This is a genomic window from Ruminococcus callidus ATCC 27760 (genome assembly GCF_000468015.1).
GTDB lineage: Bacteria > Bacillota > Clostridia > Oscillospirales > Ruminococcaceae > Ruminococcus_C > Ruminococcus_C callidus.
On record NZ_KI260315.1, the window covers coordinates 1 to 11,272 of the forward strand.

Annotated in this window: 10 protein-coding genes; all 10 read right to left on the reverse strand. The window is 53.7% G+C overall.

What is annotated here, in order from left to right; genetic code table 11:
- Positions 1 to 47: 47 nt before the first annotated feature.
- On the reverse strand, positions 48 to 1,034 hold the full coding sequence (locus RUMCAL_RS02565) for an ATP-binding protein (protein WP_021680909.1): 987 nt from the start codon (positions 1,032 to 1,034) through the stop codon (positions 48 to 50).
- A 333-nt stretch (positions 1,035 to 1,367) separates the two neighbouring features.
- On the reverse strand, positions 1,368 to 2,264 hold the full coding sequence (locus tag RUMCAL_RS02570) for a LysR family transcriptional regulator (protein WP_040646663.1): 897 nt from the start codon (positions 2,262 to 2,264) through the stop codon (positions 1,368 to 1,370).
- A 360-nt stretch (positions 2,265 to 2,624) separates the two neighbouring features.
- Positions 2,625 to 3,620: an NAD(P)H-dependent glycerol-3-phosphate dehydrogenase gene (locus RUMCAL_RS02575; protein WP_021680911.1), complete on the reverse strand. Its 996-nt coding sequence runs from the start codon at positions 3,618 to 3,620 to the stop codon at positions 2,625 to 2,627.
- A 591-nt stretch (positions 3,621 to 4,211) separates the two neighbouring features.
- Positions 4,212 to 4,883 carry a glycerol-3-phosphate 1-O-acyltransferase PlsY gene (gene plsY, locus RUMCAL_RS02580; protein ID WP_021680912.1) on the reverse strand — a complete coding sequence of 224 codons (672 nt, stop codon included), beginning with the start codon at positions 4,881 to 4,883 and terminating at the stop codon, positions 4,212 to 4,214.
- A 14-nt stretch (positions 4,884 to 4,897) separates the two neighbouring features.
- Positions 4,898 to 6,226 carry a ribosome biogenesis GTPase Der gene (gene der, locus RUMCAL_RS02585; RefSeq protein WP_040646665.1) on the reverse strand — a complete coding sequence of 443 codons (1,329 nt, stop codon included), beginning with the start codon at positions 6,224 to 6,226 and terminating at the stop codon, positions 4,898 to 4,900.
- 414 nt (positions 6,227 to 6,640) lie between these two features.
- On the reverse strand, positions 6,641 to 6,829 hold the full coding sequence (rpmF, locus tag RUMCAL_RS02590; RefSeq protein WP_021680914.1) for a 50S ribosomal protein L32: 189 nt from the start codon (positions 6,827 to 6,829) through the stop codon (positions 6,641 to 6,643).
- 16 nt (positions 6,830 to 6,845) lie between these two features.
- On the reverse strand, positions 6,846 to 7,301 hold the full coding sequence (locus RUMCAL_RS02595; RefSeq protein WP_040646667.1) for a YceD family protein: 456 nt from the start codon (positions 7,299 to 7,301) through the stop codon (positions 6,846 to 6,848).
- Positions 7,302 to 7,598: 297 nt separating this feature from the next.
- Positions 7,599 to 8,006: a hypothetical protein gene (locus tag RUMCAL_RS02600; protein WP_021680917.1), complete on the reverse strand. Its 408-nt coding sequence runs from the start codon at positions 8,004 to 8,006 to the stop codon at positions 7,599 to 7,601.
- A 91-nt stretch (positions 8,007 to 8,097) separates the two neighbouring features.
- Entirely contained in the window at positions 8,098 to 9,438 is a 1,341-nt protein-coding gene (locus RUMCAL_RS02605; RefSeq protein ID WP_021680918.1) for a glucose-6-phosphate isomerase, read from the reverse strand.
- A gap of 215 nt (positions 9,439 to 9,653) precedes the next feature.
- Positions 9,654 to 10,799, reverse strand: a complete 1,146-nt coding sequence (locus RUMCAL_RS02610) for a D-alanyl-D-alanine carboxypeptidase family protein (protein ID WP_021680919.1) — start codon at positions 10,797 to 10,799, stop codon at positions 9,654 to 9,656.
- Between the last annotated feature and the right edge of the window lie 473 nt (positions 10,800 to 11,272).

The window sequence follows — 11,272 nt, forward strand, 5'->3', positions numbered from 1 at the left end:
CCCCGTGGGGAGTCACCCTTTTCAAGGGAGGCTTTTTTCTTCTACACTCACCCGTTCTGCATTCTCGACTTTTTCAGCACCCGCACATCCTGTCCCACGAAGTGCAGGCAGGTGTAGGTGGTGTAAATGCGGGAAGTGATTCGCTCGTCGTAGAGGGCGGAAATTTCGTTGTGATTCAGGTTGGTGCTGATGATGGTGGGGAGATCCCGATTCATGCGGGTGTTGATGATGTTGTAAACGGTGGACTGGTAGAACTGCTTGTGGAACTCCGTGCCGAGGTCGTCCAGAATCAGCAGATCGCAGGACAGCAGCGTGTCCAGCGTGTCGTCATTGCTGCCGCCTCTGCCGAAGTGTTCCTTTTCCACCTGCCGCAGAAAGTTGATCGCCGAATCATAGAGAACATTGTATCCGTTTTGCAGCACCCGATTGGCAATGGCGAGAGAGAGGTGGGTTTTTCCACGACCGGTCTTCCCGAACATCAGAATGCTGCTGGAGTGGTTGGTGAACTGGCGGGCGTATTCCTGACAGAAGAAGTAGACCTTTTCCATTGCCTGATAGCAGCTGCCGCCGTTTTCGGTCTGGAAGCCCCGATAATAGTTCAGGTCGAAATTCTCGAAGCTGCACTGCTCAAACTGAACGCTCTTGTTCAGTTCCCTGACGGACAGCTTGGCGATCAGATCGGTCAGACAGGTGCAGTATTTCTGCTGAAAATAACCGGTGTCATGGCATTTTTCGCAGGTGTAGTGGAGTTCCAGATAGTCCTCCGGATAGCCGTGTTCTTTCAGAAGCCGGCGGATCATCTCCTGAGCCTGTAGGTTCTGCTGCCGCAGGGCTGCCACCCGTTCTTTCGTGTTTTCGCCCTTGACAATGATCTGCATCAGGTCGCGGCTGGTGCGGAACATCTGGTAGTTGACCTCCGACACCTCCGGAATGCGGCTTTCAATTTCCATAATGCGTTCCCGATTCTGCTGTTCCGCAGCGAGCCGCCGCGAGTGAATCATGCCTAGTGCTTGTTCCAAATAGTTTCCCTGCATGGACAGTACCTCCTTATGAATTGGTATGTGTGGAAATGAGCCTCCGGAAAAGAGGCGGTGAGATGCGGGTGGAATAGGCTCCCCTTTAGGGCGTGCCTTGTGCTGAGCTGTCACCGCAGGTGACTGAGGGGTGCTTCCGTAAAGCCTCACACATTAAGCAAAAGATTCCCCACAAAGAATCCCTCCACCGCCTAGCGGCGGTCCCCCTCCCTTTTCAAGGGAGGCTTATTTGTGTATATAGGCTCCCCTGAAAGGGCACCCGTAGGGCGTGCCTTGTGCTGAGCTGTCACCGCAAGTGACTGAGGGGTTATCTCGAAAAAAAACAACCTTTCATCAATTTCCCGCCGAAAACGTCTTTTGCAGCAGCACGTCGCGAATTTTCCACAGCTGTTCATTGTCGGCACGATCTCGCATGGTGACAAAATAGAGAGAGCCATACATGGGCATGGTGTCCACATAGATTCTCCCCAGCCGTTTTTCGTCCCGTTCCTGCTGAATGGTGGGTTCCAGCACAAAGGCGATTCCCAGCCCCTGCCGGAGCAGTTCTTTCAGCACAATAAAGGAGTCCACCTCAATGACTTCCCGAAAATCGTAGAGCGAAATGCCGCTGCGGCTCAGGTGCCGCTGTACCAGCGTCCGGATTCCGCAGCCGGTTTCCAGCACGATCAGGGGCTGTTTCAGCAGAGTGCTCCATGTACAGCCGTACAGTTCTTCCGAAAGTTCCGGACTGGCGGCGGCAATGATGTTTTCCCGACACAATTCCGTCGCTTCTACCAGCATATCGGGAATTTCGCCCTCCATGATGATCGCGTCCAGCATGCCGTTCTGCATGCCCCGCAGCAGCCGGCGGGTGTTGCTCACATGAAACTGTATCCGCGGTTCTGCATTGCGGTTGACATAGGTACAAAGCCGCGGCAGTGCAAAGGAAAATGTGGCAGACGGAGTCAGCCCGATGTCAAAGGAGATCGGTTCCTGCATTTGCTGGAGCCGTTTACGAATTTCCACATTCTGGGCACGCTGGAGAATCACCTTGTCCCGCAGATACTGCCCCGCCTCCGTCATTTCTACCTGTTTGCCGTCGTAGTGAAACAGCGGGCACTGGTAGAAGTGCTCCAGATACTTGATATGCTGGGTCACAGAGGGCTGTGTCAGGTGGAGGATCGCAGCCGTCTTGGTATAGCTTTTGGTTTCACACAGGGACAAAAACGTGTCCATTCGATAATCTAGCATAATGCTGCACCTCGCTGCAATGTGGATTGGAAAGCGGACGTGGGGTAATCTCGGCGGTTTTTTCAGCGTAATCTGAAACATCATGTAAAAGATTTCACAAAAAATCCCTCCACCGCCTAACGGCGGTTCCCCTCCCTTTTCAAGGGAGGCTTTCACTTTAGGCTCCCTTGAAAAGGGAGCTGGCAGCCGCAGGCTGACTGAGGGATTATTACATAGACCTTTTACACCAATTAAAAGATTCCACAAGAACCCCTCCTCGTAATCTGAAACATCATGTAAAAGATTCCACAGAGAACCCCTCCACCGTCTGCGACAAACCCTCTCCTAAAGAGAAAGCACATTTTTAAAAAGGAGCGAAAATCAGAACTCCTCATACTCATGTTTTTTCGGGCGGTTCATGAGGTTGTTCAGTGCCTGCTGCGGCTCAGCACCGTCGAACAGGATATGGTACAGCTGTTCCGTAATGGGCATGGAAACGCCGTGCTGCTGTGCCAGTTCCCACGCGGCGTGGCAGCAGTAATAGCCCTCTACCGTGCCCACCTGCTTGACCGCATCTTCGGGAGAAGTTCCCTCGCCGATCAGGATTCCGGCACGGCGGTTGCGGCTGTGCATGCTGCAACAGGTGACGATCAGGTCACCGATACCGGACAGCCCGCCGAAGGTTTCCGCTCTGCCGCCCATTTTGACACCCAGATTGGTGATCTCGTGAATGCCCCGCGTCATCAGAGCCGCCTTGGTGTTGTCACCGCAGTGCAGCCCGTCGCAGATGCCTGCCGCCAGTGCAATGATATTCTTCAATGCCCCACCGATCTCGCAGCCCACGGGGTCTGTGTTGATGTAGATCCGCAGGGTGTGACTGGAGAACGTTTCCTGGATCTGCACCGCAGCGGCTTCATTTTTGGACGCAGCCACCACGGTGGTAGGCACACCTCTGCCCACTTCTTCGGCGTGGGACGGGCCAGTGATAACGCCTACCGCATTGTCGGGATATTCCGACTGAATGACCTGACTCATGGTGAGAAACGTCTTTTCCTCCAGACCCTTGCTGGCGTTGACCAGAATGACATTTTCGTCAAGATAGGGCTTCACACGCTGTGCCACGGAACGGATATACAAGGACGGCACCACAAAAACCACCATGTCGCTGTGTTCCATACAGACAGGGTCTGTGGTGAATCCGATGCCTTTCGGGATCTTTACCCCCGGAAGCTTGGTCTTGTGCTCTCCGTCCCGCAGAATTGCATCTACGATCTGCTGGGAAATATCCCAGACCGTAACGGTATGCCCGTTCTGAAATGCTGCAATGGCAAGGCTGACACCGAAGCCGCCTGCACCAAGAATCGTGATTTTTGCCATATGAACCTCCTTTACAATATCAGGCTTTTGGGCGTGTGTTGGATTTTTTCGTGAATTTTACTGGTACGCGGGACGATGTGGGCATCGCACCCTACTGAACATTGTGGAACCCCTCCACCGCCTAGCGGCGGTTCCCCTCACTTTTCAAGGGAGGCTTTTACATTCAGGCTCCCCTTTAGGGCACCCGCAGGGCGTGCCTTGTGCTGAGCTGTCACCGCAGGTGACTGAGGGGTACTTCCGTGAAACCTAGCACATCAAGCAAAAGATTTCACAGAACCCCTCCACCAGCTTCGCTGGTTCCCCTCCCCTAAAGGGGAGGCTTATTTGTACATAGGCTCCCCTTTAGGGCACCCGCAGGGCGTGCCTTGTGCTGAGCTGTCACCGCAGGTGACTGAGGGGTACTTCCGTAAAACCTAGCACATCAAGCAAAAGATTTCACAAGGAACCCCTCCACCGCCTAGCGGCGGTCCCCCTCCCCTTTCAGGGGAGGCTTAATTTGGCTCCCCTGAAAGGGGAGCTGGCAGTGCGTAGCACTGACTGAGGGGTTACCCCTAAATCTATTACATTATGCAAAAGATTTCACAGGAACCCCTACGCCTTTTTCGAATGGAACGAAAACTTGTTTTCATTGCCGGCTTTGAGCCGCTGGATATTGGTGCGGTGCATATAGATGACCCACGCCCCCATCAGTGCCGCCAGTCCGGTATTGAGCCAGAGATACCACATGGGCAGATCGCCCCGCTGCCAGAACTGGAACAAAAACGTCACCACCGGACAGCATGCCGCCGCGATGATCGAGCCGAGGGAAACGTACTTCGAGATTGCCAGCACCACAGCGAAAATGACGATCAGGCAGAGGAACACTTTCCAGTCAATGCCCAGAAAGACCGACACGCCCACCAGCACACCTTTTCCGCCTTTGAAGTGGTAATAGATCGGGAACACGTGTCCCAGAATTGCGAAAATACCGGCAATATAGCCGATGAAATGCACATCGTTCTGTGCCGTCAGCCCTGTGCCCAGCAGTTCGCAGATGCCCTTGGACAGCAGCACGGCAACAATGCCCTTTGCCAGATCGCCCACCAGCGTCAACGCGGCACAGCCCTTGCCGAAGCAGCGGAGCGTGTTGGTCAGACCGGCGTTATGGCTGCCGAACTCCCGAATATCCTGATGCTTCAGCAGCCGCACCACCAGAATGGAACTGTTGAAACTGCCCAGCAGATAGGACAGCACCGCAGAAATGAGTATTGCAAGAATCAGCATGATATTCTCTCCCGTTATTTTTCATCTCTCGCCCGTTCCCGCACCACAAACCGCACCGGCGTTCCGGTCAGTCCGAAGGTAGAACGGATCTGGTTCTCGATATACCGCTGATAGGAGAAGTGGAACAGATCTGCACGGTTGACAAAAATGACAAACGTCGGCGGCTTGGTGCTTGCCTGCGTCATATAATAGATCTTCAGGCGGCGGCCTTTATCCGAGGGCGGCTGCACCCGTGTGGTAGCATATGCCAGCACATCGTTCAGCATGCCTGTGGAGATCCGCATAGCGTTCTGCTCGTAGACTTCGCGAATCTTTGCGAACAGCTTGGGCACACGCTGCCCCGTCTTTGCAGAAATGAACACGAACGGAGCGTAGGACATGAAGCTGAAATCCCGCTGCAATTTTTCCTCGAACTCCTTCATGGTGGTGTTGTCCTTTTCGATCAGATCCCACTTGTTGACCACGATAATGGAAGCCTTGCCCTGTTCGTGGGCATAGCCGGCAACCTTGGAATCCTGTTCCGTGAAGCCCTCTGTGGCATCGATCAGAATCAGGCACACGTCCGCACGGTCTACCGCCATATAGGCACGCAGCACGCTGTAGTGTTCGATCCGCTCGGTAACGCGGGCTTTTTTCCGGATACCGGCAGTGTCGATCAGCACGAACTTGCCGTCCTCGTTTTCCACAGTCGTATCCGTTGCATCACGGGTGGTGCCGGCAACATTGGACACGATCGCCCGTTCTTCGCCGGCGATACGGTTCACCAGCGAGGACTTGCCCACATTGGGCTTGCCGATAATTGCCACATGAATGGCATCTTCGTCGTCCTCCAGCTGATCCTCCGGCGGCAGCAGATCGTAAACTGCGTCCAGCATATCGCCGGTGCCGTGACCGTGTGCTGCGGAGATCGGAAACGGGTCGCCGATGCCCAGATTGTAGAACTCATACAGTTCCATCGGCGGTTCCCCGATAGAATCGCACTTGTTGACAGCCAGAACCACCGGCTTGCCGCTTTTCTGGAGCATGCTTGCCACGGCACTGTCATCAGCCGTCACGCCGCAGCGAACGTCAGTCACCAGCACGATCACGTCCGCCCGTTCGATCGCCAGTTCCGCCTGCCGCCGCATCTGCTTCAGAATCACGTCATCGGTCACCGTTTCGATACCGCCGGTATCCACCAGCATGAACGAACGGTTCCGCCATTCGCCCTTGGCATAGATCCGGTCGCGGGTCACGCCGGGGGTATCCTCGACGATCGACAACCGCTGTCCGATCAGCTTATTAAACAGCGTGGACTTTCCCACATTGGGTCGTCCCACCACCGCTACAACAGGTAATGCCATATGATTTTTCATCTCCTTGATTTTTTGATTCGTTTAGCCTCCCTTATCAGCCTCCCCTGAAAGGGGAGGGGGACCAGCGAAGCTGGTGGAGGGGTTCTGTGTGAAATCTTTTGCTTGGTGTAAAAGATTTAGGGGTAACCCCTCAGTCAGTGCTACGCACTGCCAGCTCCCCTAAAGGGGAGCCCAATTAAGCCTCCCCTTTAGGGGAGGGGAACCGCCACTAGGCGGTGGAGGGGTTCTTCTGTGAAATCTTTTGCATAATGTTCCAGGTTACACGGAAGTATCCCTCAGTCACCTACGGTGACAACTCCCCCGCTATCATGCCCCCAATCCGAGGACAGCATACAAAAAAGAGAGGCGACACAAGCCGCCTCTCCTCCTCGTACAAAACAAAATCGTCTTGTCAGTCAGCACTTATTCTGCATCGTCCATCTTCAGAACAGCAACGCCCTTGTAAAATCCGCAGTTCTTGCAGACCTTGTGCGGAGCTTTGAACGCACCGCAGTTGCTGCATGTGCTCATTGCAGGTGCATCGAGCTTCCAAACAGCAGAACGTCTTTTGTTACGTCTTGCCTTGGAGACCTTATTCTTCGGTACAGCCATGTTTTGGCACCTCCTTCTACTTTCGACAGTCGCAGGTGGTTTCGTTCAGATTGCACCCGCAAATATCGCACAAACCCTTGCAGTCCTCCCGACAAAGCATCTTTGTCGGCAGCATGAGCAAAAGGTCTGAGATTGCTGTCTCATTCATATCAATGCTGTCGTGTTGTGCGACGAGGTATGTATCATAGATGTCGCCTTCGCTCTGGAGGGACGGTACGACTGTGTGAGAAAAGTCATACGAATAGTCCCGCCGCAGTTCCGCCAGACAGCGGTCACAGACCGCATCTAAGGTACAGGAAACGGTATATTTCAGTGTCACGATACCGGCACGGTTCGAAAACTCGCCCTGTACAGACACCGGTGCGGCAAATGTATAGCCGCGTACCTCGGACAGTTCTTCCAGCGAGATCGTATAATCCACCGGCAGATGCATGCCCTCTATCTGAAAAATCTCCCGTAACTGTAGAATCATACCTGTTCCTTTCACGCATTGCATCATTTATTATAACAAATTTCCAGCTGCCTTGTCAAGTCCTTTTTCAAAAAATTCGAAAAAAGCAGCATTTTTCCCTGTTATCGGGAATCCAGACCTCTTAGGCAATAACGCACAAAGATTGTGCGACAGATGCGTCGTCAAATTTTTCGTCAGATGAAACAAAAAGCGGAGTGAATACTTGATGTATTCACGAGCATTTTTGTGAAATATGAGAGAAAATTTGCAAGCAGATGGCGTGCAAAGTCGCCAGACGCTCTTTGTGCGGTGTTGCCATTAGTCTACGAACTTGGTCACAGAAGCCGGCAGTTCGGAAACGTCTGCGGAAACGGTGAAAGTCACAACGGAATCGTCGCCGGTCAGCTTGTCCAGCTTTTCCAGAGTACGTCCCAGTTCCTCGAAGTCCGCACCAGCGATCTTCAGGATACCGTCTACATAGATCTCCTTGATGTCATAGTTGCCAGCCAGCATGCCTGCTACGAAACCATAGAATGCATCGAAGGTGTCGATCGCAAACTGCTCTGTATCGCACCATCTAACCTTGTAGCTGATGGAACGACGCAGTGTTTCGCCCTTTTCGATGCAAACCAGACAGCCGTTGGTGTTCTTGACTGCTGTGTTGATTCTATCGATAATGATCTTGGTCTTACCGCTTCCCTTTTTACCTGTAATCAGTCGAATCATGATGATAACTCCTTTCGCACCGGAATTCCGGTACTTGTTTATTCCTTCACAGCCGCATCACCGGCTGTTGAATACATAAAGTATTTGCCCGTTATTCTGCCAGCTTTGCTTCCAGAGCAGCCTTCTGGTCTTCATAGCCCGGCTTGCCCAGCAGAGCGAACATATTCTTCTTGTAGCTTTCTACACCCGGCTGGTTGAACGGGTTTACGCCCAGCAGATAGCCGGAAACTGCACAAGCCTTTTCGAAGAAGTAGATCAGATAGCCGAGGCTCTTTTCAGAAACGTCCTCTACCTCGAGGATCATATTCGGTACGCCGCCGTCGGTGTGTGCCAGAACAACGCCTTCCAGAGCCTTGCGGTTTACCACAGACATGTTCTGGTTGGTCAGGAAGTTCAGACCGTCCAGATTCTCTGCGTCCGGTTCCAGATAGAAGTCCTGCTTCGGCTTCTTGATGTCCACAACGGTTTCGAACAGAATGCGGCTTCCTTCCTGAATATACTGACCCATAGAGTGCAGGTCGGTGGAGAATACTGCGGAGGACGGGAAAATGCCCTTGTTGTCCTTGCCTTCGCTTTCGCCGAACAGCTGCTTGTACCATTCTGCCATGGTCACGAAGCTGGGCTCATAAGAAACCAGCATTTCCACGTTCTTGCCCTTGCGGTACAGAATGTTCCGCAGTGCAGCATACTTGTAGCAGTCGTTGTTGTCGAAATCTGCGGTGAGTTCCTTCTGTGCTTCTGCGGCACCAGCCATCAGGGCTTCGATGTCACAGCCGGCAACTGCGATCGGCAGCAGACCTACAGCAGTCAGAACGGAGTAACGGCCGCCCACATCGTCCGGAACCACGAAAGTTTCATAGCCCTCTGTGTCGGACAGGGACTTCAGTGTGCCCTTTGCCTTATCTGTGGTTGCAAAGATGTGATCCTTGGCACCGTCCTTGCCGTACTTCTTTTCTACCAGCTGCTTGAACACACGGAATGCCAGAGCCGGCTCTGTGGTCGTGCCGGACTTGGAAATGACGTTGACAGAGAAATCTCTGCCCTCGCAGATCGAGATCACTTCGTTCAGGTAGGTGGGGTTGATGTTGTTGCCCACATAGTAGATGTCCGGTGTGTCCTTCTTCAGGTTGTTGTAGAACGGGGACTTCAGGAATTCGATCGCCGCACGGGCACCCAGATAAGAACCGCCGATACCGATCACGACCAGTACCTCAGAATTCTTCTGGATCTTCTTGGCAGCCGCCTGAATTCTTGCGAATTCTTCCTTGTCATAGTCGGTCGGCAGTGTCAGCCAGCCCAGAAAATCAGAACCCAGACCGTTCTTTTCGTGCAGCATCTTTGCAGATGCTTCCACCTGATGACGGATTCCGGTCAGTTCGTCCGGATTCACATAATTTGCCAGATATTTTGTATTCAGCTTTACAGAAGACATAGTACAATTTCCCTCCACTTTCTTCTCAAGGCGTTGGACAGTACGGCGAAAAACGCTGCTTCCGCCAGACCATTCCCTTGTGACCGCAGGAACGCTCTGACAGAAACTGCACATACGGGTGCTGTCCAACCACTTTACCACTTATATCATACTATATTCTGCGGCAGATTGCAAGGGGTATCTGGATTCTTGTATAATCTACACAATTTTTCCGATTACATTTTAAGCATTTTGACCGTTATTTGATACAGAGCGTCCCAGAAGTCCCGCACCGGCACTGCATCAGCCGCCGCCACGTCAGTTTCATATAACAACGTGTTCCCCTGATAGAACGCGGCATGCCCCAGCTTCTGCCCTTTCCGGACGGGAGCCTGCACAAAACGGGGCAGTACCATAACGGTTTCCAGCTCCGTGCAGCTGCGTGGTACCACCAGCCCTTTCAGCGGCCCCGACTCCGCCAGCACTGCCCGTTCCACGCCGCCGCGGACTTGTACCGGATAGAGGAACTCGCCGGACAGCTGGGGCTGCACCACTTTCCAGCCGGCGAAGCCCTTCCGCAGCAGCTGTTTCGCCAGAGTGAAGCGGCTGTCGGTGTCCCCGCACCCCAGCACCACCGCCACGCACTGCATGCCGTTCCGCCTGGCACCGGCGGCAATGCTCCAGCCCTCCGCTTCGCTGTGACAAGCCTTGAAGCCGATGCTGGTTTCGTCGGTACGGGAAAAGGTGTTTTCGTTGACCAGTTCCGTGGCTTCTCCCCGCAGGAAATCCCGCCACGTCCGGAAATAGGGCTGCAACGCTGTCTTTTTCGCCAGAGCACAGCAGAGCCGTCCCAGATCTGCCGCGGTGGTGTAGCTGGTGTCGGTGTTCCCCTGGGGGCTGGTGAACCACGTGTCCCGCATGCCCAGATCAAAGGCACGGGCGTTCATGTCCATGACGAACTGCTTCGTGTCACCGGCGGCAGCTGCGGCAAGCACAACGGCGGCATCGTTGGCGTTCCCCACGATCAGCCCTTTCAGCAAGTCCCCCACAGTCATTTCCTCGCCGGCGGTGAGCCAGATCACAGCCCCCTTGGTGCCGGTCACCGCATCTGTGGCAGTAAGCACTGTGTCCATTGTCCACGCCCCCTGCTCCAGCTGCTCCGCCGCCAGCAATGCCGTCATCAGCTTCGCCATCGCTCCGCAGGGCAGCCGGTCACTGCCGTGGGATTCCAGCAGTACCGTGCCGGTTTCTGCCTCCAGCAGGGCATAGGCAGCCGCAGGGATCTCCGGCTCCTCCGCCGCCGAAACCGCCGCCGGACTTCCCGGCAGCAGCCACCAGAACAACAGCACTCCGCAGCACAGCAACGCCGCATAACGTTTCATAAGCACACCCTCCCGAATTCGTTTTGTATTTTGTATAAAATATGCCGAACAGGGTGCGGGTATGCGGTGTTTTGCAGCGGCGGAATGACTGGGGTTTTCTCTGTTGTCAATTAGGCTCCCCCTTTGTTATTCAGGCTCCCTTGAAAAGGGAGCTGGCAGCCGCAGGCTGACTGAGGGATTTTTGCGTAAATCTGAAACATTATGCAAAAGATCTCAGCAGTATCCCTCCACCAGCTTCGCTGGTCCCCCTCTCCTTTCAGGAGAGGCTTATTTCCACAGTTATCAAAAATAAAAATTCTTAACTATTGCAGTGTATTACAGAATTGAAAGTAAGGATCTCTTTTGCTATTTAGCCTCCCCTGAAAGGGGAGGGGAACCGCCGTTAGACGGTGGAGGGGTTCTTTCGTGAAATCTTTTCCATTCCGTTTTAGATTTCACAGAAGTACCCCTCAGTCACCTGCGGTGCCAGCTCC

Coding starts and splice junctions, on each gene's coding strand:
- RUMCAL_RS02600 (WP_021680917.1), bottom strand. CDS start 8,006: ATGATTCGACTGATTACAGGTAAAAAGGGAAGCGGTAAGACCAAGATC.
- plsY (WP_021680912.1), bottom strand. CDS start 4,883: ATGCTGATTCTTGCAATACTCATTTCTGCGGTGCTGTCCTATCTGCTG.
- rpmF (WP_021680914.1), bottom strand. CDS start 6,829: ATGGCTGTACCGAAGAATAAGGTCTCCAAGGCAAGACGTAACAAAAGA.
- RUMCAL_RS02570 (WP_040646663.1), bottom strand. CDS start 2,264: ATGCTAGATTATCGAATGGACACGTTTTTGTCCCTGTGTGAAACCAAA.
- RUMCAL_RS02605 (WP_021680918.1), bottom strand. CDS start 9,438: ATGTCTTCTGTAAAGCTGAATACAAAATATCTGGCAAATTATGTGAAT.
- RUMCAL_RS02610 (WP_021680919.1), bottom strand. CDS start 10,799: ATGAAACGTTATGCGGCGTTGCTGTGCTGCGGAGTGCTGTTGTTCTGG.
- RUMCAL_RS02565 (WP_021680909.1), bottom strand. CDS start 1,034: ATGCAGGGAAACTATTTGGAACAAGCACTAGGCATGATTCACTCGCGG.
- RUMCAL_RS02575 (WP_021680911.1), bottom strand. CDS start 3,620: ATGGCAAAAATCACGATTCTTGGTGCAGGCGGCTTCGGTGTCAGCCTT.
- der (WP_040646665.1), bottom strand. CDS start 6,226: ATGGCATTACCTGTTGTAGCGGTGGTGGGACGACCCAATGTGGGAAAG.
- RUMCAL_RS02595 (WP_040646667.1), bottom strand. CDS start 7,301: ATGATTCTACAGTTACGGGAGATTTTTCAGATAGAGGGCATGCATCTG.